The sequence below is a fragment of the Paenibacillus sp. NPDC058177 genome, from assembly GCF_042883835.1.
Classification (GTDB): Bacteria; Bacillota; Bacilli; order Paenibacillales; family Paenibacillaceae; genus Paenibacillus_AQ; species Paenibacillus_AQ agri.
The window spans coordinates 21,090-45,483 of sequence record NZ_JBHVVB010000014.1; the positions used below are offsets into that span (position 1 = coordinate 21,090).

At 47.5% G+C, this 24,394-nt stretch carries 25 protein-coding genes, 1 tRNA gene, 1 rRNA gene and 2 riboswitches; of the genes, 12 read left to right on the forward strand and 15 right to left on the reverse strand.

All coding sequences use genetic code 11. The features are described 5' to 3' along the window. Positions 1-126 precede the first annotated feature (126 nt). Both ACFVU8_RS29580 and ACFVU8_RS29585 read left to right on the forward strand, forming a co-directional pair. Positions 127-1,299 (forward strand): copper amine oxidase N-terminal domain-containing protein, encoded by a 1,173-nt coding sequence (locus ACFVU8_RS29580; RefSeq protein WP_387432117.1) that lies wholly within the window; start codon positions 127-129, stop codon positions 1,297-1,299. 70 nt (positions 1,300-1,369) lie between these two features. Continuing rightward, entirely contained in the window at positions 1,370-1,852 is a 483-nt protein-coding gene (locus ACFVU8_RS29585; protein ID WP_379470117.1) for an AbrB/MazE/SpoVT family DNA-binding domain-containing protein, read from the forward strand. Positions 1,853-2,022: 170 nt separating this feature from the next. Here the strand turns inward: ACFVU8_RS29585 and ACFVU8_RS29590 are convergent, their stop codons facing one another. Next, entirely contained in the window at positions 2,023-2,529 is a 507-nt protein-coding gene (locus tag ACFVU8_RS29590; RefSeq protein ID WP_175369915.1) for a YwhD family protein, read from the reverse strand. Between the two features lie 105 nt (positions 2,530-2,634). Between ACFVU8_RS29590 and ACFVU8_RS29595 the strand changes: the two genes are divergently transcribed. The 6 genes from ACFVU8_RS29595 to ACFVU8_RS29620 all read left to right on the forward strand — a co-directional run bounded on the left by ACFVU8_RS29595 (position 2,635) and on the right by ACFVU8_RS29620 (position 8,518). After that, the gene (locus ACFVU8_RS29595) at positions 2,635-4,644 is read left to right on the forward strand and encodes a M1 family metallopeptidase (RefSeq protein ID WP_387432119.1); all 2,010 of its coding nucleotides are present in this window, start codon (positions 2,635-2,637) and stop codon (positions 4,642-4,644) included. Between the two features lie 11 nt (positions 4,645-4,655). Then, a complete protein-coding gene (locus tag ACFVU8_RS29600; RefSeq protein ID WP_387432122.1) occupies positions 4,656-5,486 on the forward strand; it encodes a hypothetical protein in 831 nt (276 codons plus the stop codon). A 216-nt stretch (positions 5,487-5,702) separates the two neighbouring features. Further along, positions 5,703-5,840, forward strand: a riboswitch (cyclic di-AMP (ydaO/yuaA leader). Between the two features lie 3 nt (positions 5,841-5,843). Further along, positions 5,844-6,326: a C40 family peptidase gene (locus ACFVU8_RS29605; RefSeq protein WP_387432124.1), complete on the forward strand. Its 483-nt coding sequence runs from the start codon at positions 5,844-5,846 to the stop codon at positions 6,324-6,326. A 382-nt stretch (positions 6,327-6,708) separates the two neighbouring features. Next, a riboswitch (cyclic di-AMP (ydaO/yuaA leader) is annotated at positions 6,709-6,850 on the forward strand. Between the two features lie 4 nt (positions 6,851-6,854). Next, the gene (locus ACFVU8_RS29610; protein ID WP_387432126.1) at positions 6,855-7,349 is read left to right on the forward strand and encodes a C40 family peptidase; all 495 of its coding nucleotides are present in this window, start codon (positions 6,855-6,857) and stop codon (positions 7,347-7,349) included. 200 nt (positions 7,350-7,549) lie between these two features. Beyond that, positions 7,550-8,035 carry a GNAT family N-acetyltransferase gene (locus ACFVU8_RS29615; RefSeq protein WP_387432128.1) on the forward strand — a complete coding sequence of 162 codons (486 nt, stop codon included), beginning with the start codon at positions 7,550-7,552 and terminating at the stop codon, positions 8,033-8,035. A gap of 126 nt (positions 8,036-8,161) precedes the next feature. After that, positions 8,162-8,518 (forward strand): c-type cytochrome, encoded by a 357-nt coding sequence (locus tag ACFVU8_RS29620; RefSeq protein WP_175369920.1) that lies wholly within the window; start codon positions 8,162-8,164, stop codon positions 8,516-8,518. A 120-nt stretch (positions 8,519-8,638) separates the two neighbouring features. Here ACFVU8_RS29620 and ACFVU8_RS29625 read toward each other — a convergent pair whose 3' ends face one another. Both ACFVU8_RS29625 and ACFVU8_RS29630 read right to left on the reverse strand, forming a co-directional pair. Continuing rightward, a complete protein-coding gene (locus ACFVU8_RS29625; RefSeq protein ID WP_066368090.1) occupies positions 8,639-8,926 on the reverse strand; it encodes a 4a-hydroxytetrahydrobiopterin dehydratase in 288 nt (95 codons plus the stop codon). 221 nt (positions 8,927-9,147) lie between these two features. Then, entirely contained in the window at positions 9,148-9,441 is a 294-nt protein-coding gene (locus ACFVU8_RS29630) for a hypothetical protein (protein WP_175369922.1), read from the reverse strand. A gap of 204 nt (positions 9,442-9,645) precedes the next feature. Here ACFVU8_RS29630 and motA point away from each other — a divergent pair, with 204 nt between their 5' ends. Further along, complete coding sequence (gene motA / locus ACFVU8_RS29635; protein ID WP_379470134.1) at positions 9,646-10,446, forward strand: flagellar motor stator protein MotA; 801 nt, start codon at positions 9,646-9,648, stop codon at positions 10,444-10,446. Next, entirely contained in the window at positions 10,430-11,245 is an 816-nt protein-coding gene (motB, locus tag ACFVU8_RS29640; protein ID WP_387432130.1) for a flagellar motor protein MotB, read from the forward strand. Before motA ends, motB begins: the two co-directional genes overlap by 17 nt. A 94-nt stretch (positions 11,246-11,339) precedes the next feature. On the opposite strand, the gene rluF is transcribed toward motB, so the two are convergent. Continuing rightward, positions 11,340-12,041, reverse strand: a complete 702-nt coding sequence (gene rluF, locus ACFVU8_RS29645) for a 23S rRNA pseudouridine(2604) synthase RluF (protein WP_175369925.1) — start codon at positions 12,039-12,041, stop codon at positions 11,340-11,342. Positions 12,042-12,045: 4 nt separating this feature from the next. Continuing rightward, positions 12,046-14,358 (reverse strand): ATP-binding protein, encoded by a 2,313-nt coding sequence (locus tag ACFVU8_RS29650; RefSeq protein ID WP_387432132.1) that lies wholly within the window; start codon positions 14,356-14,358, stop codon positions 12,046-12,048. Positions 14,359-14,677: 319 nt separating this feature from the next. On the opposite strand from ACFVU8_RS29650, the gene tadA reads away from it, so the two are divergent. Both tadA and ACFVU8_RS29660 read left to right on the forward strand, forming a co-directional pair. Then, positions 14,678-15,217 carry a tRNA adenosine(34) deaminase TadA gene (gene tadA / locus ACFVU8_RS29655; protein ID WP_175369937.1) on the forward strand — a complete coding sequence of 180 codons (540 nt, stop codon included), beginning with the start codon at positions 14,678-14,680 and terminating at the stop codon, positions 15,215-15,217. 4 nt (positions 15,218-15,221) lie between these two features. After that, positions 15,222-15,776 (forward strand): GNAT family N-acetyltransferase, encoded by a 555-nt coding sequence (locus ACFVU8_RS29660; protein WP_387432134.1) that lies wholly within the window; start codon positions 15,222-15,224, stop codon positions 15,774-15,776. 159 nt (positions 15,777-15,935) lie between these two features. Here ACFVU8_RS29660 and ACFVU8_RS29665 read toward each other — a convergent pair whose 3' ends face one another. From ACFVU8_RS29665 to rrf, 10 genes are all read right to left on the reverse strand, one after another. After that, complete coding sequence (locus ACFVU8_RS29665; protein ID WP_379470140.1) at positions 15,936-17,033, reverse strand: hypothetical protein; 1,098 nt, start codon at positions 17,031-17,033, stop codon at positions 15,936-15,938. Positions 17,034-17,136: 103 nt separating this feature from the next. After that, positions 17,137-17,289 carry a small acid-soluble spore protein P gene (locus tag ACFVU8_RS29670; protein WP_066368058.1) on the reverse strand — a complete coding sequence of 51 codons (153 nt, stop codon included), beginning with the start codon at positions 17,287-17,289 and terminating at the stop codon, positions 17,137-17,139. Positions 17,290-17,300: 11 nt separating this feature from the next. Next, complete coding sequence (locus ACFVU8_RS29675) at positions 17,301-17,642, reverse strand: hypothetical protein (protein ID WP_175369929.1); 342 nt, start codon at positions 17,640-17,642, stop codon at positions 17,301-17,303. Between the two features lie 136 nt (positions 17,643-17,778). Continuing rightward, positions 17,779-17,867: transfer RNA gene (locus ACFVU8_RS29680), tRNA-Ser, on the reverse strand. Positions 17,868-17,933: 66 nt separating this feature from the next. Then, entirely contained in the window at positions 17,934-19,223 is a 1,290-nt protein-coding gene (gene serS, locus ACFVU8_RS29685) for a serine--tRNA ligase (protein WP_387432137.1), read from the reverse strand. A gap of 85 nt (positions 19,224-19,308) precedes the next feature. Next, positions 19,309-19,893: a pyridoxal 5'-phosphate synthase glutaminase subunit PdxT gene (pdxT, locus tag ACFVU8_RS29690; protein ID WP_175369931.1), complete on the reverse strand. Its 585-nt coding sequence runs from the start codon at positions 19,891-19,893 to the stop codon at positions 19,309-19,311. 17 nt (positions 19,894-19,910) lie between these two features. After that, entirely contained in the window at positions 19,911-20,792 is an 882-nt protein-coding gene (gene pdxS, locus ACFVU8_RS29695; RefSeq protein ID WP_175369932.1) for a pyridoxal 5'-phosphate synthase lyase subunit PdxS, read from the reverse strand. 111 nt (positions 20,793-20,903) lie between these two features. Then, positions 20,904-22,304 carry a D-alanyl-D-alanine carboxypeptidase family protein gene (locus tag ACFVU8_RS29700; RefSeq protein ID WP_387432138.1) on the reverse strand — a complete coding sequence of 467 codons (1,401 nt, stop codon included), beginning with the start codon at positions 22,302-22,304 and terminating at the stop codon, positions 20,904-20,906. A 124-nt stretch (positions 22,305-22,428) separates the two neighbouring features. Further along, positions 22,429-23,886, reverse strand: a complete 1,458-nt coding sequence (guaB, locus tag ACFVU8_RS29705) for an IMP dehydrogenase (protein WP_175369938.1) — start codon at positions 23,884-23,886, stop codon at positions 22,429-22,431. Positions 23,887-24,318: 432 nt separating this feature from the next. After that, a 5S ribosomal RNA gene (rrf, locus tag ACFVU8_RS30010) occupies positions 24,319-24,394 on the reverse strand; the annotation flags it as partial.

A 24,394-nucleotide genomic window follows, 5' to 3' on the forward strand; every position in this document is an offset into this window, starting at 1 on the left:
GAGGTTTTTATTTAAGAACCTATAACTGGGTATTGGGATGTAAGGCATAGATAACCCCCGCAACCTCTACGCACAGACAGAAAATATCTGCTTATTATTCCGTATCCTTATAAAGGAGGTCTGTCCATGGTCCCCTCAAAGCTGGCAGTCTATGGGGCCGCAATCATCTTTATCGCAAGCGTGGGTTGCTCGTTGGTATCAGGCTCTGCTCTAGCAGCTACGGCTGGCACAGGATCCGCTACTGTCTCTCCGGCTGCACCGACAGAACAAACCAGGCGATCGCTGGAACATGCCGGCTTCCGTCAGCAAGGCGCCATCTACCTACCTTTAAAAGAAATGGCACCACTGCTCGATCTCCACGTGCTGTGGAACGCAGACAAATCCAGTATTGAGGTTACCGGTCTTTATCAGGCGCTTAGCCTAAAGGTTGGACAATCAAAGGCCTACACGGCGGACAATAAAGTGATCAGTCTAGGTGCACCCACACTCATCAGAGATGGCATCACCTATGTACCGACCACCCTGTTCACCAAAGCCTTTAGCCTTCCTGTTGGGTGGGACGGTAAGCTAGATGTTACTGTTCCATACACCGAACGGTATCTCAAAGCGGTATCTGGGCGGGAATTGTTCTGGCTACATAAGGAAAAGGGGGTTGTCTATAGCGGAGAAAGTGGGAGGCGACCTGTAAGGGCAGGAATCGCTAATGTTCGTCAGTTGGATTGGACCACTCTCAGCGTGCGTACGGTGAACAGAACGAGCTATGTGCTTGATCTTAATAATGCCTCTGGTGAGCCACATATTCATGTCAGTAACTATCGGATTTTGCTGCATGAAGGACGACTGGTTCGCCAGGCCGTAAGTAGTTACGGAGGAATGCGCAATCTCGGGATGAGAGAGAATGTCTCCGCCTATCAAGGAAATCTGGTCATGATGAACAAAAGCATTCTTTACCTGGTCAATCCGGACGGTCATATTTTCAAAACCTACAATTTAGCAGAGCTCACCGGCATTGACGATACTTTTGCCCTCGAAGCCATCGATGAGGACTTTCTTCTGGTGCGTCCGTACCAGAAAGGAACACTGTTCCTAATTGATTGCAAGAGCGGGGAAAGTACAGCGCTCTATACACAACTTCTAGGGTCAGAGGATCAGGCCTGGTTGGAGCAGTACCCGAATTGGGACTTTGATTATCCGGGCGACCGGCTCCAATATAATGGACGTTCGGGCAATACGCTATCCTTTACTTGGACGTCTTTCGAGGACAACCGACAGGTTCACTTCACGTATACGCTTTCTTAACTCTAATTATTTACATTTCTGTTATAATAAAAGAAACACCAAATCTAAACATGTGAATGAGGGACATGGTATGAAAGATACGGGTATGATTCGGAATTTGGACAGTCTGGGGAGAATTGTGGTTCCCGTGGAAATCCGCATGACACGCAATATCGACATTGGAGATCCTATCGAATTTTTCATTATGAATGAGGATGTTATTGTGCTTAGAAAGTACACCTCCACGGAATGCACCTTCTGCAGAAGTCTGGACCACGTGAGCTATTACAAGGATCAATTCATCTGCAACAGCTGTCTGAAGGAACTCGGTGATCCGGAGCGTCTCCCGCAGGAGCCTGAACCTTCTCCGCTCCTTCCTCAGGCTACCGCCGACCCTGGCAGCAGTGTCAAACGGAAGAAGACTGAAGAGATGACACAGCGACTGGAGCGGGCCATTGAAGAGCATCCATTCGCCAATCAGAAGCAGCTCGCCGAGATCCTGGGAATCAGCCAAGCGCGGGTAAGCCAACTAAAGCGCAAGCTTAATGCTCCGAGGCAATCCAAGATCGGCTGATCGGCTGTACCGGAAGGAATCCATATCGTTCGATTTGCCTGAGTTGCCGCACTCCGCTCTATTAGCAATTATAGAATACTAAAAAGGCTGCATCCCCCTAGTACAGGAGATGCAGCCTTTTGCTGGGATGTCTGCTTAACGGACGGATAAATCCGGCAAAATTCTGAAGATTATTCCGATAGTGCCGCCTTCAGCTCTTCCCTCGAAGTTTCCCACCACTCTTCATTATGTGATATAAGCAGGGATTTCAGCGCCGCCTTTTCCGGTTGGCCAAGCCCTTCCACAATAACTTTCCGTTTTAACGCAGAATCAAGTTTGTTCACATGCTCGGCCAGAATCTTCCACCCGCGACGGGCTTCAGTGTCAATCCACATCTCACAAGCCGTAATTCCGGCGTAGTGCTGGCCCTCGGCTGTCCGGTCTACAGCTACCCATACGACCCAGACTTGTCTCCCGTTCGGAACATCCTCACGGTTCATGGAGAACTTAATGCCCTTCTCCACCTTGCTCTTAGCGTGCATAGCCCCGATATCAATGATAGCTTCGCCGTTATCAATAATGACGGGGGACACATTGTTCAAATCAATTGAGCCTGCTCCAAATCCTTTATGTTTGCTCTTCGCGTTGACAATATTCAAGGCAATCTGTTTCTTGCCTTCCGGTTGCTTGTTATCCACAGATGCACGTCCTTCCTCTTACGAATAATTTAATTTTAGCTAATAATCCGGCGATTGCAAACATATACATCCCGTAGATGCTTGTCAACGGGAGGGAATCACAGTATGAAGCCACCGACATTTCGAACCAAAATCAGCATTCTGGCTCTGGCCGCCCTAACGCTGCTGGGCGGGAGCTTGTGGAGCTACCCAGGTGCAAGCCCTGCCTTGGCAGGCATGTCTGCCCAAAAAGCGGCCAAGTCCCCCGCTGTCTCGCCCGGAAAGGGCAACGCGCAGCAGGCATTCCCGGAGAGCGCACCCGTTCCCGTGTCCGAGGCGCTGAGTCAAAGAGTCGCCGAGTACCATATCGACGTGAAGCTTGACCCGGAGACAGCCACATTAAAAGGCGCAGAGACAGTAACTTGGAACCATCCCGGCCGTAAGCCGGTAAGCGATCTTTATTTTCATCTCTATCCCAATGCCTTTGAATCCCGCAATACGACTTTTATGAAAGAATCCGGCGGTGAGCTGCGAAGTGACAAGATGCCCGACAATGGGTTCGGCAGCATGATCCTGACGGATGTGCGAACCTCAGAAGGCACTTCTCTCATCCAGAGAGTGCAGTATGTTCAACCCGATGACGGAAATATCAATGACCGCACATTGGTGAAGTTACATCTGCCTGAACCCGTAAACGGCGGGGAAAGTGTAACCCTCAAGCTGCAATTTGAGGTCAAGCTACCCAAAGTATTCGCCCGGATGGGGATCGCGGGAAACTTCGTTATGGCCGGACAATGGTTTCCCAAGATTAGCGTCTATGAACCCGCCGGAACCCGCGGAGTAACCCAGGAAGGCTGGAATCTGCATCAGTACCACGGGACATCAGAATTCTACAGCGATTTTGGCATATACAATGTGACGATAGCTGTGCCTCCTGAGTATACCGTGGCTGCCACCGGATTCCCGGTGAAGACCGCTAAACTAAAGCAGAATCAGAAAATTTATCAATTCTACGCTGACGACGTCCATGATTTTGCCTGGGCTGCCTCTCCTGATTTTGTGGTCACCGAAGAGGCCTTCTCCACGCCGGAAGTTCCTGGTGTGCGAATCAAGCTATACCTGGACCCGCTGCATAAAGACCTCAAGGAGCGTTATTTCCAAGCTACGAAGGCTGCCCTAAGCGCATTTAGTAAATGGTACGGGCCGTATCCTTATTCCACACTCTCAATAGTGGTTCCGCCCAAGGATGCCAACGGGGCTGGAGGAATGGAATACCCCACATTGATTACAGCCTTCGGTGCATCCGAGTCTTCTCCAGACACCTCATTGGAACGAACGGTGGTTCACGAAATAGGCCATCAATATTTCTATGGTATGTTAGCCAGCAACGAATTTGAGGAAGCCTGGTTGGATGAGAGCTTCACCTCCTATGCCGAAGACCGTCTAATGGAGCAAGAATACGGTGTGATGGCCAATCTGCCCATTCAAGCCAGCCTGGTGACCTCTCCTCAGGCCCTCACACTGGAAACCTGGAAATATAGCGGAGCAAATGCTTATACCCAGAATGTTTACCTCCGTGGCAAATTGGTGCTGAAAGACATCGAACGGCAGGTCGGCACTAAAACTATGGATACCATCCTGTCCACCTATGCGAATAAATACCGGTTCCGCCATCCCTCTACCCGTGATTTTCAGAAGGTCGTAGAGAACGTGACCAAGAAATCATGGCAGAACTATTTCGATCTTTATATCTATGACGGCGGAGCTCCTGATTTCTCGATCGACGATATCCAGATGCGTACCAAAGAAAATGCCGGCACCGGCCAAGGCTACGAATCCATCGTAAAGGTCAGCAACAGAGGTAGCCACTACGCGAATGTCCCCATTAAATTCACCTTCTCTGATGGCCACACCGTGGAGCGAGTCTGGAATGGGGACAACAAGAATACAGCGTTCCAGCTGATCTCCAGCTCCCCGCTATTGTCGGCAGAGATCGATCCCCAGCACACCCTTCTGCTGGAGAACAAACATATCAACAATTTCAGGCTGGCGGAGATCAAGCCGGATACCCTCTCCCGCTGGACGCTAACCTTGTCGAAACTGCTTGAAACTGTGCTTGGAACTCTGGTCTGGTGAGGTGGATGAGCTTGAAAACATCAATTATTCGCGGCTGGCAAAGTTTGAAGGAGCAAACTTATATTCTGATACTGCTATTCATCTACCGGCTACTCTGGGGCTATTTTATGTATGGTTTCGTACGGGAGGCCGTAGTATCAGTCCTACTGCGGTATCCCGACCACAACGCGGGGGGCAGCGGTATGGCCAGGCTGCTGTTCTACATCGAGGGTCAGCATAGTCTTACCTCCGACCCTGACGTACAGCGCTGGCTATGCCTGCTGTTAGGGTTAACCTTGCTGCGACTGCTCATTTCCCCGTTCATTCGGGCGGGCCTGCTTCATGAGCTGCATCAGGAGCGCTCAGGAGAACGCGGTCTGTTCTTTTTCCCCGGCATGAAAAAGCATGGTCTGTCCGTGCTGATCTTCAGCCTGGTAGAGTGGCTACTCGCCCTCCTGCCCGTTTACTGGTTCGCACCCAAGATATATGCACTGCTGCTGTCGTCTTTAATGGACTATAAGCTGCTGCTGAACGGTGTTCCCTATATTCTGGCTTGGTGTGCCTATGTATATGTTATCCGCTTGCTGCTATTGTACATGCAGTTTGGTTATACAGCAGGAACTGGCATGTTCTCCTCCCTGCTAATCGCCCTACGGTGCCTTCTCACCGCGATAGGGGTATCAATCGTGATGGGAGCAGGCAGTCTGCTGCTCTTGGTGATCTACGCCTTGGGGATTATTTACTTCCCTGGCTTGCCTGCACTCCTGATCCGCCAACTCCTTCCGCTCCCGTCCACACTCCTCAAATTGTGGGGCATTGCGGCTCAATATGACTTATGGAGGAGTAAAGCATTTCCACAATAAATCCGCCCCCTCGGGGCATATTAGAAGAGTCACTGTTCCTGGATAACAGGAGCCGCGACTCTTTTTTGTCATCTTCAGCAGAGCGATTTGCAAAATGGTAACGGGTTTGATACAATGGCTTCTGTACTACTAGTAACAACTTTGTAATCTTTTGAAGGTATTTCTTAATATCTACGCTTATGTCATGTATGCAGTTGTCGATACGTCACACTTTAGGTGCATAAAACGCCGAATTCCTTGCACCGGGAAGTGGGGGAACCATATTTTGGGTGAATTGATCTCGTAAGAGAGGGATCATAGGGGACCTTCTACCGAACCCTTAAGCTAACCTCGCAGGCCTTGGAAGGAGTACATCTTTTGAACAGACAGAATTTTAAGAAAATCATTGTTACAGCCACACTAGGTTTGGCACTCGCCATCGGTATCGGAACCAATAGCGCTTCAGCAGACTCCAAAATGGACACGGTTATTACAAAAACCCTCGGAACCTCCTACAAAACTGGAGGAACAAGCACGGCCGGATTTGATTGTTCTGGATTCACTACATATGTATACAAAAGCATCGGCATTTCGTTGCCGCGCACATCCCAATCGCAATATAACGCAGGAACCTCCATCTCTCGCAGTCAAATGCGTCCAGGAGACCTCGTATTCTTCAACACACTCGGCAACGGTGTATCTCATGTCGGTATCTTCGTCGGCAATGGTAAATTTGCTCAATCCTCATCTTCCCGCGGTGTCATTATTAGCTCACTGAGTGAGAAATACTGGGCTGATCGCTACATTGGTGCCAAACGAATCATGAGCACAACTGCTTATAAAGCGGTTGCCTACGACTAAACTAACCTCTAAAATACAATCATTCCATTTAACCTCATACCTATACTGTGCCCGGAGACTTGATTATCATCATAGTCAATTTCCGGGTTTTTCCTATTTTATAGTATACGTATACACCTCTTTGGAATAGATGAATCATATTTTGCGCCAAAAAACTCAATAAATTTTGGAAAATTTAGTTTGTCCTCTATTTTCAACGTTAATAGTGAGAATCCGCTCTTAAAATCCCATTTTTTTGCGCACAAATATGCTATAAATGATTGCCAAGCGACGCTGTGTTTGTTACAATTAGCGCAGTGAGTTTTTAGTAACATTTTTGTAATTATTGAGTCACCTTTTTATAAGGTTTTGTCATGTATTCATATAGCAGTCTAATTCTAATCAACGGTATATGCCGAGTTCCCTAATCATTAGGGAAACGGGGGAACCACTTTGGGTGAATTGACCTCCTGTTTGAAGAGGGGTCATAGGGGACCTTCAACCGAACCCTTAAGCTAACCTCGTAGGCATTGGAAGGGGTTTACACTTTTGAAGAAGAAATTAGCAGCAGCAGTGCTTGGCTTTTCAATGATGCTTACCGCTATTGGAGCAGGGAGCGCTTTCGCCGATTCCAAGATGGATAAGGTGATTGACAAGGCTATCGGCACCAAGTACGTAGCTGGCGGCACGACTACAAGTGGATTTGATTGCTCTGGTTTTACAATGTATGTCTTCAACAAGATGGGTATTGACCTACCACACCAATCCGGTTCCCAATATCAGATGGGCTCCACGGTGTCCCGTGATGAACTTAGAGCGGGCGACCTGGTATTCTTCAATACCAGTGGCAAAGGAATCTCCCATGTTGGCGTTTATGTTGGCGAAGGAAAATTCGCCCATGCTTCATCTTCTCGTGGTGTAACGATCAGCTCGCTGAGTGAAAGCTATTATGTTAGTCGTTATGTGGGTGCTAAACGCGTGATGAGCACGGATGCTTATCAGGCGCTTGCGACGGATGCTCAAGATTTTGACGATGTACAATAATTTATAAGTCATAAGCCAGTCCTTTTCCCGATTTTATCGAAATCTGGAGAAGGGCTTTTTTGTCGTTTCTGTTACTCTTCATTACCCCTCCTGAGATTCACCAAACAACATTTTCCTGACTTTCTGCGCCTGATCTTATGCTTTTTGTATATAATTAAATTATAGAGCTTTATCCTGTGGAAAGGAGGTCTCACGACCCGATGATGCATTTACCTGTTACGTTCCATGTGGTACCCATGGAGACCAGCCATGCCGAAGACATCTGCCAATGGAGCTATGAGCCTCCTTACAATATATATGGCTGGATGCCCTGGCAACAGATGGAGGAGCTCGGCATTGAGTTCGGCGATGCCCAGCTGCGCAGTGAGCAGTATGTGTCTGTGCTGAACGATGAAGGCGATCTCTGCGGCTTCGCACAGCTATTCCCGATGGAGGGTGTGGTGCGTCTGGGGATTGGTATGCGTCCAGAGCTTTGTGGTCACGGAATGGGCCAACACTTTGTCCGTGCCATCGTCCAAGCCGCAGTTCTACGCTACCCTGAGCGGGAAATCGATTTGGAGGTACTAACCTGGAATCAGCGGGCCATTCGGACTTATCAAAAAAGTGGTTTTACGATTACTGACACTTACGAACGAATGACACCCACTGGAAGTAAACCATTTTATTGTATGGTCTATGAGAAATGATGCTTTGTTAAAGGAAGTTTAGAGAAGTATCGCATAGTCGTTCATTTTTTTGCCACAAATGCTATGATAACGCTTCACCTTCCGCTATAATGTAGGGAGCAGCTTACATAGAAGGGACGATTGGGGATGCAAAAATGGATCATGAGCGGATTGTTTTTTGCCGCCTGTGCCTTTGCGGTAGTTCTAATGTTCACACTTCCAGGTAAAGAAGAGGTAGCGGAACAGAACAAGCCTACTATGCCTGAAATTCAGCTTGATGCCGCCAAGGCAGAAGCGACTGTGAAAGCCAATTGTATCACCTGCCATGGCGATCAGCTTCAGGGCGGGATAGGACCTAGCTTGAAAAACGAAGGTGGCCAGCATGACGCTGCCGGGATTTACAGTATAGTAACCAAAGGACGGGGCCAAATGCCTTCCTTCAAGGAAAAGCTGGCGCCGGAGGAAATTGCGAACGTGGCCACATGGCTGGCTGAGAAGAAGTAGAGCTTCATTAGAGAGACAACACAAATACGCCCGTGTCAGGATCTACATCCTGCGACACGGGCTTTTTCGCATGTATGAGTATTCTTTTACCATTGCTATGTTAAAGGACTATACGACTGGCTAGCGGGCCTTCTCGAAGGCTTCATTAAACTCTTGTGCACCACGAATGTCCAGCGGCGTAATTCCACCCTCTTCATGTGTCGTCAAGCGAAGCGTGACTGCTTTATAATCAATCGTAATATGCGGATGGTGGTCAAAAGCCTCCGCAATGGCGGCCACCGCATCGACGAAGGCTATTCCCTTCATATAATCGCTGAACATATATTTGCGTGTAATCGTATTTTTCACCAGCTTCCAGCCTTCCAGCTTGCCGATCTGCTCGATCAGTTCTTCCTCTGTAAGTAGCACATTATTACCTCCCTTACCTTATTAGTAGCAAAGTTCCGATCGCCTTGCCTCTTTGCTTGTTTAAACAAAACATCCCTTAGCTTCTGAGGTCCAAGGGATGTGCCAGGATAAAGACAATTTTCGGTTTAATTGTATTCTTCAATCCCGGTAAATAGTACTTCGCTCCGTCAATTTTACCACGGGCGGCAGACTGCGGCAAATTCCGCTCACCTGTATTCCTATTAAACCAGAACAACAGAGGCCAAGTCCTCATCGCCGAGCAAAATATTGATCCGGTGTGTATCCTTGTCGTAAATCACAACCCCGCTCCCCACTTCAATGACCGGTTCATTGCCCAGTGCATAGAACAGATCCTCGGCAAGCGCTTCCCATACCTCAAGCTTCGACTCCTGTGGCAGCTCCTGCCATTCCTCCGGGTCCATTTCAAAAAATAAAAATCCGTCGGTAATACGTGAGGCTGCTTCAGTCAATTCGTTCAGGATTTCTGCATAATCTCTGCCATGTTTAACGCCCATGTGTATCACTCCGTTTTCTTCACTGATGAATAATAACTTACCTTATCCATTATAGCCGAAAAAATGACTTCACAAAAAAGGGAATGATGTCGATAAATAAGAATATAAGTTATTCCGTTTGGGTTAAGATGCCCTGCCGCGCTTCAAGGATGATTAACGCGGCTAAGTCGGATCACTTCTTAAATCTCATGGACGAGGTGCATAATGGAAATCTCAACAATAATCGGTCTAGTCTTTGGTCTGGTCTCTGTTCTTTTCGGGATGGTGCTGAAGGGCGCTCCCATCCAAAGTTTGGCCACTCCCGCTGCATACTTAATTATTTTATTGGGTACCGCCGCTTCAATCTTTATGGCTTTTCCATTTTCAGAAATCAAAAAGGTACCTAGCTTGTTCAAAATGATCTTTGTTAAAAAGAAAATGGTCAGCAAAGCGGAACTAATTACTACATTTATGGAATGGGCATCCATCACACGCCGCGAAGGTCTGCTGGCTTTGGAGTCCAAGGTTGATGAAATAGAGGATGGTTTCCTCCGGAACGGGATGCGGATGATTATCGATGGCAACGATCAGGAATTCGTTCGCGATGTACTTATGGAGGATATCCGTGCTACTGAAGATCGTCATAAAGCCGGTGCACTGATCTTCTCCCAGGCCGGTATGTACGCACCTACGCTTGGGGTACTCGGAGCCGTAATCGGGCTTATCGCTGCACTTGCCGATATGACCGAGATGGAAAAGCTCGCTCATGCGATCGGCGGAGCGTTTATTGCTACCGTACTCGGTATTTTCACAGGGTATGTGCTGTGGCACCCGATTGCCAACAAGCTCAAACGGCTCTCCAAGCAAGAGATTGATGTCCGCCTAATGATGGTAGAAGGTCTGCTGTCCATTCAATCCGGGGTCTCCACCATTGCGATTAATCAGAAGCTGGCAGTCTTCCTAACACCTACGGAACGCGTCAAGCTGCTGGAGAAGGAGGCCGGTTCGAGTGAGCAAAAAGACTAGACACGAGGAACATGAGGAGCATGCCGATGAATCCTGGCTGCTGCCGTATTCCGACCTCATGACCCTGCTTGTCGCCTTGTTCCTCGTTATGTATGCCATGAGCGCCACCGATGCCAAGAAGTTCGAAGAGATGGCCCAGGCCTTCAGTTCCGTTCTGAACGGCGGAACCGGCGTGCTGACAGAACGGGCAGCAACCCCTTCAGAGAGTAATCTGGACCAGGGTAAAAGCGAGAAGATGAACAATGTCATCTCCAAGAATACGGGAGAAGCAGAAATGGCCAAGCTGCGCCAGAAGGAACAGGAAGATCTTGAGAAGCTCAAGAAGCAATTCGATCAATATATCAAGAACAATGGACTGACCGATCTGCTCAGCACCAAGTTGAACCAGTCCCAGCTTATGATTACCATCAGTGACAATGCCCTGTTCGCTTCCGGACAGGCTGTAGTCAAGGATGAATCCAGACAGCTGGCTAAGTCCATCTCAACAATGTTACAGCAATTCCCCGACTACGATGTAGTCGTTCAGGGACATACGGACAATATCCCGATCTCCAACACTAGCTATTCTTCCAACTGGGATCTCAGTGTGGATCGGGCCTTGCACTTCATGAAGATTCTGCTGCTTAACCCTAATCTCGATCCAAAGAAATTCAGTCCGATCGGATACGGTGAATACCATCCTATCGCGGATAACTCCACACCTGTAGGGCGTGCGAAGAACCGCCGGGTTGAAGTCTCCATCATTCGGAAGTATCAGGAGTTCAAGCAATTCACAGGGATTCCTCCATCCGATAATTAGCTATCCGTCGTGGGCAAGTAAAGAGCGGCTCCTAAAGGTAAACCTTAGGAGCCGCTCTTATTTGTTGTTATTCTTTTATAAGGTACTGCTGAGCCTACAGCAATTCATAATTCAACATGGCTCCTAGCTCAGTTCTTTCGTTAGGCGACAGATCACGCCATTGTCCGACCGGTAAACTGCCCAAATTGATATTCATAATACGGATGCGCTGAAGACGTCTGACCTCATAACCGAAGGCGCTACACATACGGCGAATCTGCCGGTTCTTACCTTCAGTCAAAATAATCCGGAAGACCCGCTCCGTGATGCGTGTAACGGTACAAGGCAGCGTCTTCTCCCCCAGAATCTTCACACCGCTCGACATCCCTGTAATAAAGGATGGTGTGATCGGCCGATCGACAGTCACTATATATTCCTTCTCATGGCGACCCTCTGAACGCAATATCTTGTTAACGATATCTCCGTCGTTAGTCAGCAGAATCAAGCCTTCCGAATCTTTATCAAGCCGCCCGATCGGAAAGATCCGCTCAGAGTGCCCTACAAAATCAACAATGTTGCCTTTAATATGCTCCTCTGTTGTAGAGGTGATGCCTACTGGCTTGTTCAATGCGATGTACACGATAGTATTGCCCGTCTCCAGCAAATTCCCATCAATCCGTACTTCATCACCCTGCTCAGCCTGACTGCCAAGCACTGCTTGTTCTCCGTTGATCGTTACTCTGCCGCTTTCAACTAGCTTGTCAGCTTCACGGCGTGAGCAGTAGCCTGTCTCACTGATGAATTTATTGATTCTCACCTTGCTATTCACTCCGTTCTTCATTCATGCCCTTACGGGGGATAACAACTTCCGCAGCAGGCATAGTAATTGTAACCTTAGCGCCGCTGCCTACCTCACTTGCTATCTCCATACTGCCCTTATGCGCCTGTATAATACGCTGGCTAACCATAAGTCCCAGTCCTGTACCGGTTTCTTTATTGGTGAAAAATGGTTCTCCCAGCTTAGGCAGTATGTCTTCTGGAATTCCTTCACCTTCGTCCGTAATCACAATGACTACGCTTTGATCAGCGATATACTGTTCCAGTGTGATTGTGCCGCCTTGCGGCATGGCCTCGATGGCATTCTTGACAATATTGATAAAGACCTGCTTCAACTGATTCTCCTCACAATGAACCGTTGCGGGCTCATCGGAGAACCTGGCTACGAATTCAATGTCAAACAGATGGGCCTGACTATCCAACAGGGAAATGACATCACTGAGGATAAACCGGACATCCTTCTGTTGAAAGTGAACCGCTTGCGGCTTGGACAGAATCAGAAACTCGCTGACAATAAGATTGATCCGCTCCAGCTCGGACAGCATCAGCTCAATATGTAGCGGGATTAGGACCTTCTTCTCCTGCTGCAGCTGCAGGAAGCCCCGCAGCGTGGTCAACGGGTTGCGGATCTCATGCGCTACCCCTGCCGCAAGCTGACCGACCGTAGTCAGCTTCTCTGAGCGTCTCAGCAGTTCTTCCATCCGGTTCCGCTCAGTCATATCACGTGAGACGTGGACAAAGGACAGCGGATTGCCTTCCTCATCCCGGATCACCGAGGTACTGACGCTGACCTCAATAATAGAACCATCCTTCTTCAATCTTAAGGTCTCCACAGGCGGAAGTACCTTCCCCTTCTTTAGTTCCTCCAGCCGCTCTGCTTCCAGCTTGAAGGCCGTTGCGGGAACGAGATACGGGGTTTTCCCTGCCGATTCATTGATGCTCCAACCATACAGCTCCTCAAATGCCCGATTCGTACTAAGAATCTGGCCATTCATATCCATCGTGTGTATCGCATCGGATGTTCCGTTAATCACCGATTCCAAGTGCTCCTTGACCGCACGATTCTCTTCCAGCGTCTGGCCGAGACGGCTTGTACGCTGCATGAGATGATCAGACATTGCATTAATCCGCTGAGCCAGCTGTCCCAGTTCGTCCCGGCTACTGACCTTTAGCGTCGTCTCAAATTTCCCCCTGGCGACATCATTGACTTTGGCCAGGATTGCTTTAATTGGACGTGTAACAAAGCCGGACAGAATATAACTGCCTAAAAAGAAGGTCACCAGCAACAGAAGACTAGTTGAGCTATTGTTGACCAGCTGTTTACGGATCACCGAGGATATGACCGAGTAATCCATAACCACACTGATGACATAGGAGCCTTTCCCTGGCTGCATAATAGGGATGAAGCTTTTCAGCACTCTTTTACCCAGAGCTTCCGTATCAAGCAGCACTGGCTGTTGCCGGCTTATAGCTGCAGCCACAGCCGCCTTATCCTGCTGCACATTGCCATAATCATAGCTGCCATACTTAATGGGACGATTGCGCAGCTTCAGATTCAATGTATCGCTTCCATCTGATGACATACTGGTCAGGGCAAAGGTCTCTGGGTTAATTCCCGTAATCTCCAGAATCCCTGGATTAACCTCTTGCGTCTGCTTCACAATTTCGTCTGGGCTCATAATCTTGACATAATCGTTAACGGAAGTACTACGGACATAAGGATCAATGATATAATTGCTTGTCCCATCATAATAATATCCCCACTTCTCGATAAATTCCGGATTGGAGGTAGAGTATTCGAAGGGACCTGACCAAAAATGGTCCAGCGTCTGTCCTTGGTCGATGGTGACCTGATGATTGAGGAACAGCTCCAGGAAGGCAATATACCAAAAACCCCAGCCCTTGGTGGACAAGCCCACCTCTTTGGGGTCAGAAGACTTGGCAATCACGATATCATCATTAGTTTTGACAAGCAGCGAAATATTAGACACACCCAGCTTGTGGGATAGCTCTCGTAGTTGGCGGTTGTCCACATTCTTAATATCAGGGTCCAACTCGTGTGAAGCCAGGATCGCAGCCATCCGCAAATTGTTGGCAATCTGGCTTTCGACATAATTGGAACTATAGCTGCTCTGTTCAACGGAAACGGCAATCTGCATGGCGGTCATTCTCATGTTTCTTTCCGTTTCATTTTGCAAATTATTTCGCACATCATAGAGGTTAAGTGTCAGATTCAGTACTAGAACAAGCAGCACTGAACCAAATAAAATGGCTGATAATTTAGTTTTTATGGACAAGCTCGCTTTTCACCTCTTACCGCTGGTAAATCCTAGCGGAGTGTTCATCATTATCATACCTTTTGCCCCTTCATTTGAAAAGAACATTATAATGTAGGAATACGAACGGGGATTGAAATACAGAAACACATTCACTACAATGGGTATGAAACCATCCACATCTTATGCACATATAAACAAATTATCAGAACGTATTGTGTACAAAAATGTGTATAAGTCGGCGGTTATCCACAGACTTGTACACAATTTGTTCAGAACGAATATTTGTTCGTTGAACAATAGGAACAAAATCCGAAGGGAAGATGTACTTTTGAGTAAGATGGAATATGAACCGCCTATAGATGCACAAGCCGCCCATGAGTATTGGATGAGGTATGCAATCGAAGAAGCACGCAAGGCAGAAGCGCTCGGTGAAGTTCCCATTGGTGCAATTATTGTACATGATGATAAAATCATCGGACGTGGCTACAATCTCCGGGAGACCACACTGGATTCGACTGCACACGCCGAAATGGTAGCCATTCGGGAAGCCAGTCAGGCTCTGAATTCTTGGCGGCTCCTGGATTGCAAACTTTACGTTACGCTAGAGCCCTGCCCCATGTGCGCAGGAGCGATGGTACAATCCAGAGTACCACTGACTGTATACGGCACAACGGATCCTAAGGCGGGCTGTGCGGGGACTCTGATGAATCTGCTGGAGGAACCGCGATTTAATCACCGTACGGAGGTCATTCAGGGCATTCTACAGGAGGAATGCGCTGAACTGTTGACCTCCTTCTTCCGTCGTTTGCGCCGCAAGCCGGCCACAGCCGACAAATTAGAAATTCCGATAGCAAGTCAAGATATTAGAAAGGAATAGAACAATGACACTCACTTTATCCAACTCATCCAAAGGAATCTATCTCTCCCCTCTAGCCCTTAAAGATGCCGAGGAATTGCTTGCTCTACGCCTGCGTAACCGAATCGCACATCAGCCGTTTGAGCCAAAGCGGGATGCTGATTTCTTCACACTTGAAGCCCAGCATCAGCATATAAGCCTACGGACTGCCGATGCAGAACAAGATCGGGCTTATATGTTCGGAATTTATGCGCTGGATGGCAAACTCATTGGCCAAATTACTTTGTCTAATGTAGCACGTGGAGTAGCTCAATATGCAGACCTCGGCTATTTCATTGATAAGGACACCGAAGGTAAAGGCTATATGACCGCAGCGGTCAGACTTGTATTGGAATACGCCTTCCGCGCACTGGGTCTGCACAGGGTGCAGGCAGGTATCCTGCTACACAATGAAGGTTCCCGCCGGGTACTTGAGAAGAATGGCTTTCAAGCCGAAGGCGTGGCCCGTAAGTACCTTAGGATCAACGGAGAATACCAGGATCACCAGACCTTTTCCATCCTGGCCGACGAATTTAAGTAGAGCCAAGTAGAAACGGCTTTGCCGTCCTCTAAGGGAGGGTATCCGTTTCAGCGAGAAATATAAAGATGATTTATAGCGTAAAACATATAAATTATTATATTTTTAAAAATCCCGCACATGCCTTTAAAGGGCACATGCGGGATTTTTATATTTTACCGATTAAAATGTATCAGAGCTACCGCCAAACTGCTTCTGCAACTCATCCAATGTTACAACAGCATCGCCTTGCGGAATACCGATTTTGAAATCGGCTTTTTCGTTGATTTTGCTATATTGGTTGCTGCCAGTTACCGACAATCCAATGTTTGTGCTATCTTCCGGAATGTTCACTTTAAAGTCCATCAGAAGATTCTGATACACCGGGAAATCATCCTTATTGATTGCAGTATTGAACTGGAACTGGTTGATCGTTAAGTATTTTTCGAGATCGGCCAGATCTTTGTCAATTTCTTCTTTATTCTTTCCGGCAAGTATCTCCTCTTTAGCTTTTGCTAGATCCGCAGGATCTACTTGCAACAAATCCTTATATTCTTCCTTGCTGATTACGTCGAAGAGTTTAGGAAGCGCGTTATTGATGAAGATCGTGATCGCTTCTTTAATATTGTCATTGTTCAGCCCAAACTGAATGACCTGCTTCGCATCCACACCTTCGGGAAGTCCTGCATCCTTAGGTTTGATATCTTTGAAGTATTTAGCTTCGTCGTACTGAGCCAGAACAGCGTCCAGAACTTCGCTCTGAAGCTTGCGCGCTTTCTCAGTATCCAGTGCTGCAGTGTTGATCTCTTGACCTGATTTTTCAGCCAGTTCTTTGAGATCCAGCTCTACAAATTTGCCGACAATGTTCTCTGGAATCGGGAAGAACGGTATAGATGGAACCTTAATATACACTTTTTCTTTAGTGGCAACGATAGGAATAGTAAAGCTCATAGCCATATCGCCCTTCAGGTTAAGCACCAGCGTGGCTTCGGTTTGCATCGGATCCGCTTGATATACACTGTCCACGGAAATCTCTGCGTTCTTCAGCATACTGATTACCTGCGTAGCCATCGCACTCGATGGATCATCCGTAGGTGCATCAATAGATAAATTATTGACCACAAATTTGGTGTTCAGCTCATAAGAGCTGAGTGTTACCGCTTTAGCTGCGGCATTCTTTAGTGCTTCTTTCGGTGGTTCTTGCTTACTTGCACATCCTGGCAGAATTACAGCTGTTGCAACCAACAGCGCTGCCGCGGATAGCCCCCATTTTTTAAACATTATATATCTCCTCTCCCATGCAAAGAAATGTTTCCCTCCCCTAATGATATACCATTTGACAATTTTGAGAAACATTACTCAAGAACTAAAGTCGGTTTAATTTTTATCCTTGTGGATTATGATGATCCACATGGTTGGCCTGCTTCACCTTTTTCGAACCGGAAAGTGGCTCCTGTCCATTAGATTTAGGCTCCTCCTTGCGACTTCTTCCGGAATTCTGCGTTCCTGGAACCTGAATCGTTTTAGGTTTGCTCATACGCTCTCCTCCTAAGGATTAGTAATATCTTTCAAGGCTTGTGCGCATTCATGTATCTGCCGCGCATACTGCTGTGCCAGGCCCTGTACGGCATCCGTATGTTCATCTATATGCCGTCCTGCTTGTTCCACATCAATCAGGTTCACAGCTACCTCCCTGCTGTCCACATACGTGCAGCGAAAATCCAGTGAGTAATCCTGATGTCCTGCTGCATTAAAATGAATTAGCAGGCTGGTGCGGTCTGCGGCGTCTCCTTGCACGGTGAAGCTGTCGCCATCCTCCATAAGCGCGGGCAGGCGCTCCTGCCAAGCAGAGACCAACTGCTGTTGATCCAATTGCAGATCTCGGTTCATTGTTATAATCAACCTCCTTCTCTAATACATTGCGGAGAAACCCATCTTTTTATTCCCCAATGAAACCAAACAAAAAAAGCCGCCTCCAGAGGAGACAGCTTCAACTCGTTATATAGATGATGTTCTTGAAAATAAATGGCGGAGAGGATGGGATTCGAACCCATGTGGGCTTGCACCCTAACGGTTTTCAAGACCGCCCCGTTATGACCGCTTCGGTACCTCTCCAATAAAACTAAAATCACATGCAATAGGAATTATATCACACAACCTAAAGGTTACGCAACTATATTATTATTGAGCCGATTTTGGGGTAATGGATTTCACATTCCGCATGTACGGCTGCAGGCATTCTGGAATTTGTACACTGCCATCTTCCTGCTGGTAGTTCTCCAAAATAGCGGCTACAGTCCGACCGATAGCCAGTGCGGATCCGTTCAGCGTATGTACGAATTCCGGCTTAGCTTTAGGCTCCTTGCGGTAACGAATATTGGCACGGCGGGCCTGGAAGTCCTCTGTATTGGAACAGGAAGAGATCTCGCGGTACATTCCGCTTTCAGGTAGCCAAACTTCCAAATCATATGTTTTAGCCGCTGTGAAGCCCATATCGCCTGTACAGAGTCCTAGTACACGATAAGGAAGGCCCAGCAGTTGCAAGACACGCTCAGCGTCGGCCGTCATTTTCTCAAGCTCCTCATAGGAGGTCTCAGCTGAGGTGATTTTAACTAACTCTACCTTGTTGAATTGATGCTGGCGAATCAAGCCGCGTGTATCACGTCCAGCAGATCCGGCTTCAGAACGGAAGCAAGAGCTGTAAGCCACGTGGTATTTGGGCAGGTCAGCAGCTGTCAGGATTTCTTCACGGTAGTAGTTAGTAACTGGAACTTCAGCTGTCGGAATCAGGTAATACTCTGTGTCACGCAGCTTGAAGAGGTCCTCCTCGAACTTAGGCAGTTGTCCTGTCCCATAAAGGCTGTCCTTATTAACAATATAAGGTGGCAGCATTTCTTCATATTGATGTTCTCCGCTGTGCAGATCCATCATAAAGTTGATCAACGCGCGCTCCAGACGAGCCCCAAGGCCTTTGTAGAAAACAAACCGCGAGCCTGTGACTTTCGCTGCCGCTTCAAAATCAATAATATCCAGCTGCTGTGCCAGCTCCCAGTGGGATTTTGGCGTGAATCCGAATTCCTTCGGCTCTGACCACCGGCGAATCTCGACATTTTCTTCCTCAGACTTGCCAACCGGTACGGATTCATGAGGAATATTCGGAATATTCATCGTCAGCTCGGAGATTTTGACTTCCAGCTCACGTACCTCATCATCCAATTCTTTAATACGGTCAGATACCGTACGCATTTCAGTAATCAGGTCCTCCGCAGGCTCACCGTTCTTCTTCTTCTTGGCTACCTCTGCAGAAACCGTATTCCGACGGTTTTTAAGACCTTCTGTCTCTTGCAGTACTTCACGGCGACGCAAATCAAGCGCCGGGAATTCCGCAATCAAATCCAGTGATTTTCCACGTTTCCCAAGTGCTTCCTCTACGCGGGCATAATCACTGCGCAATATTTTCACATCTAACACAAAGTTTCCCTCCTGAAAACAGCCTTAACTCTTTCAATAGGCCTGTTACAGCATTGAAAGAGTCAAGATGTTCTTATATACAGTTCTATTTATTAGCTGTACCGACGGCCTGAACCATATCTGCAAAGTATTGATGCAGCCTGTAATCGTCGGTTAATTCCGGGTGAAAAGAGGAGACCAGCAGATTGCCCTGGCGTGCAGTTACAATCTCATTGTTATAGACAGTAAGAACATCGACCTCAGGGCCCACCTCAGTAATAAGAGGGGCGCGGATGAATACGGCACGAACCGCTTCATTAATCCCTTTGACTTCCAGGTCACATTCAAAGCTTTCCCGTTGGCGGCCAAATGCATTCCGAGCCACGGTAATGTCCATCAGCTCCAAATGTCCAGGCTCGCCACTGGCAATACGTTGTGCAAGTACGATCAGACCGGCACAGGTTCCAAATATAGGCTTACCTTGGCTAGAAAAGTCACGTATCGCTTCAATAAAGCCATACTTGCGCATCAGCTTGCCGATCGTAGTACTCTCACCACCAGGGATAATAAGCCCCTGAACCTCTTCCAGCTGTTCTACCCGCTTAATCGGTAAGCCTACAGCACCGGTCTTCTCAATACTGACAATATGTTCTGTTACTGCGCCCTGAAGCGCCAGCACTCCTATTTTCATCCTGAACCCTCTCTCTATTAACGGCCACGCTCCGACATACGCTCAGCCGGTGTCAGCGTCGCAATATCGATACCCTTCATTGGTGCACCAAGGTTCTTGGACACTTCGGCAATTAATTTGTAGTCAGTGTAGTGTGTAGTAGCTTCCACAATAGCACGAGCGAATTTCTCAGGGTTGTCCGATTTGAAAATACCGGAGCCGACGAACACACCATCAGCACCCAAGTGCATCATCAAAGCAGCATCGGCCGGTGTAGCTACACCGCCTGCGGCGAAGTTAACCACCGGAAGCTTGCCCAGCTCATGAACTTCAAGCAGCAGTTCGTAAGGAACGCCAAGTGTTTTGGCTTCATTATAAAGCTCATCCTTGGAAAGGTTAGTCACTTTACGGATTTGGCTATTGATAAAGCGCATATGACGTACCGCTTCAACAATATTGCCTGTTCCTGGTTCTCCCTTAGTCCGAATCATGGATGCTCCTTCATTAATACGTCGAAGAGCTTCACCCAGATCTTTCGCACCACAAACGAATGGAACGGTAAATTCACGTTTATCAATATGGAACACTTCATCAGCCGGAGTCAGTACTTCACTCTCGTCAAGGTAGTCCACACCCAAGGACTCCAGGACCTTCGCTTCAACATAATGACCGATTCGCGCCTTTGCCATAACGGGGATACTTACCACTTTGAGAACTTCTTCTACAATAGTAGGATCAGCCATCCGTGCTACGCCACCTGCTGCGCGGATATCGGAAGGTACGCGTTCCAGAGCCATAACGGCAACTGCACCCGCGGCCTCGGCAATCTTTGCTTGTTCTGCATTCATGACGTCCATAATGACGCCGCCTTTTTGCATTTCTGCCATGCCTCGTTTTACTCGCGATGTTCCTGTTTCCATGTCCATGCCTCCCGATTGACTATCATTAATCTAACTTGTAATTTTACTGCATGAAGCGTAAATATACAACCCGTTAACTCGGATTATTTACTTCATTAGACAAAAAATTCGTTAGAACAAGTTCTTGATTCCGCTAAAGAGATCACCGAAAAATTCGCCTATTGCTCTAAGAAATAACTTGAACCAGCCCGCTTTTTCAGCTTCCTCTGCCGTAATCAGATTCACAGTCTTTTGTTGAACGAGATCCATGCCGTCTACCTTGTAAGTATACGTCACCTTGCCGACCTTGGAGGAGGTAGCAATAGGAGCAACCAGTGTCGCTGGATCATTGGTCTGAACAGTGGACTCAATTTTCGGAGCAGCCGTTCCTTTAGGTACGATAAATGTTACGCCTTGATCCGTAACTACCGGTACTTCTTTATTCTTCCCTTTTACCACTGGCACTGTTTCAGTACCTTGAATCACTGACTTTGGTGCAACGACCTGCTTGATCTCAAAATTATTAAATCCATAATCGAGGACTTTCTTCGTCTCGGTGAAACGATGCGCTTCAGTGTTTGCTCCCATAACCACACTGATCAAGCGCATGCCATCACGGACAGCCGTACCTGTAAAGCAGTTCCCGGCGCTGGCAGTATGACCTGTCTTAAGTCCGTCAAGACCAGGATAAGCATACGCCTTGAAGTTGGCGATATCCTTATTTGATTCTAGCATCCAGTTGTAGTTAATGATCGGCTTCTTATCACGCTCGCGGAATTTATAAGATTGAATGGTTGTGAACTTATTAAAGTCCGGGTGATCGGTAACAATGTATCTAGCAAGAATCGCAGCATCCATAGCAGACATTACAGTCTCACGGTCACTTTCTGGACGGAATTTCGCTGGCATATCCGCCCGGCTAAGACCTGTAGAGTTGATAAAATAAGCCGTCTTCATGCCCATTTTCTGTGCCGTCTGGTTCATGAGCTCTACAAATTGCTGCTCCGAACCGGATACCAGCTCAGCCAAAGCCACGGTGGCATCGTTGGCCGAACCAACTGCCATAGCTATATACAGCTCTTCAACTGTATGCTCATCACCTTGAGCGAGGAAAATACGGGAACCGACTTGTTTGGAAGCATTCTCTTGCACGACAACCTTTTGATCCCAAGACAGTTGTCCATTCTTCACAGCATCAGCAACCAAATACTCGGTCATCATTTTAGTCATACTCGCCGGAGGAAGTGGAACATCCGCATTTAGAGACATTAGGATTTCGCCTGTAGTAGGCTCCATTAGAACGGCTGACCGTACATTTAGACCTAAGGAATCTACAGAAGGAATTTTGGAGACTGTACCCGTTACAGCCTTCGTAGTCGGTGTTTTACCGGAATCTGTTGTAGCTGGCGTCTTCGCCGCTTCAGCCAAAGCTGCCGGAATCGAAGGTGACAAAAGCATATTTAAAAGCAAACCTACCGTTGCTGTCTTAATCACGAATTGTTTACCGCTGAATTGTTTTCTCTTATGCTTCAATGATACTACTCTCCTTTGAAACTCATTTCAGTGCTTGTTCTATTCTAACACAGGGGTATCTGCAAAAAAAGACAGACCCGGCGAAAATCGCCCGGTCTGTCCATTATTTAGTCATTCTATTCCATTATACGGAATAGTTCGGCGCTTCTTTTGTAATCTGTACATCATGTGGGTGACTTTCACGCAATCCAGCACCTGTAATTCGGATGAATGCCGTGTCATTGCGCAGCTCATTAAGATTCTTCGTTCCACAATAACCCATACCAGAGCGGAGACCGCCAATCAATTGGTGAATGGTGTCAGAAAGAGGTCCCTTGAAAGCTACACGACCTTCGATGCCCTCAGGAACGAGCTTCTTGTCGTCATCTTGGAAGTAACGGTCCTTACTACCTTGTTTCATAGCGCTCATACTGCCCATACCACGGTATACTTTGAACTTACGTCCTTGGTAGATCTCAGATTCACCAGGGCTTTCTTCTGTTCCTGCGAAAAGACTACCCATCATAACAGCGTGGGCACCAGAGGCAATCGCCTTAGTAATCTCACCGGAGTACTTGATACCCCCATCAGCAATGATTGGAATCCCATACTCACGGGCAACCGTCGCACAATCATAGATTGCTGTAATTTGCGGGACGCCGATACCGGCGATAACCCGCGTCGTACAGATCGAGCCTGGACCAATACCGACCTTAACCACAGAAGCCCCAGCTTCGATCAACTCACGTGTTGCATCGCCTGTAGCCACGTTACCTGCAACAATGGTCAGTTCAGGGTACAATTCACGCAATTTACGAACGGCATCAATAATATTGATGTGATGGCCATGGGCAGAATCGACCGTAATCAGATCGACACCTACATTAACCAGTGCTTCAGCACGCTCGAAAGTATCCTTGGAAATTCCGATTGCCGCGCCTACCAATAAACGGCCCTGTGCATCTTTCGCACCATTAGGGAACTGGATCGCCTTCTCAATATCCTTGATGGTGATTAGGCCTTTAAGAATATTGTTCTCATCGACAAGCGGCAGCTTCTCGATCTTATGACGCTGGAGAATGCCTTCAGCTTCCTGAAGTGTTGTGCCCACAGGTGCAGTTACAAGATTCTCACGAGTCATTACTTCTTTAATCTGAATGTTAAAATCGTGGATAAAGCGCAGATCCCGGTTGGTAAGGATACCTACCAGTTTTTTGTTCTCATCGACGATAGGTACACCGGAAATGCGGTATTTACCCATCAGATGCTCTGCGTCAGAGACCCAGTGGTCCGGAGTAAGCGAGAACGGGTTAGTAATAACCCCACTCTCAGAGCGCTTCACACGGTCTACTTCTTCCGCTTGTTGCTCTACAGACATGTTCTTGTGAATGATACCGATACCGCCCTCACGTGCGATAGCGATCGCCATAGCCGCTTCAGTAACTGTATCCATCCCTGCACTGATAAGCGGAATATTCAGCTTTACATTCTTGCTCAGAACAGTCGTCAAGTCTACTTCCTTCGGCAGTACCTCGGATTTACGCGGAACCAGCAGCACATCATCAAACGTCAAGCCCTCTTTACCAAACTTGTCTTCCCACACCTGGGTCATTCCTCCTCGATAGTTGTATTTATTCCACCCGCCCGCAAACTTTATAAATGAAGAAAAACTCGATCGAGTCCATTCACGACAGACAAAAGTACAGCAACAAAAGTTGTACAAAATCGTATCTTCAGTGTAGGTTTGAGATGCATGTCCAAAAATATATTATTGCCTATCTTAGCAAAGGGCATTTGCACTGTCAAGAATATTACATCATCAATTACAGGATTAAAATTTGCCTGCACAGGTAAGCGAATTCTTGGACAAAAGTCCACAATAGGCGGACAAAGATAGTGGTTCTATCCACCATCGAAACACGTTAACGAGGTAATTCAGCCTTCATTTTACAAAAATAACCTTTGAGCTTTTCTATTTATTCATTTCTAAAAACACAAAAAAGCCCTTGTTGATTTAATCAACAAGGGCTCATGTGCTTGGCGGCGTCCTACTCTCCCAGGACCCTTCGGTCCAAGTACCATCGGCGCTGGAGGGCTTAACGGTCGTGTTC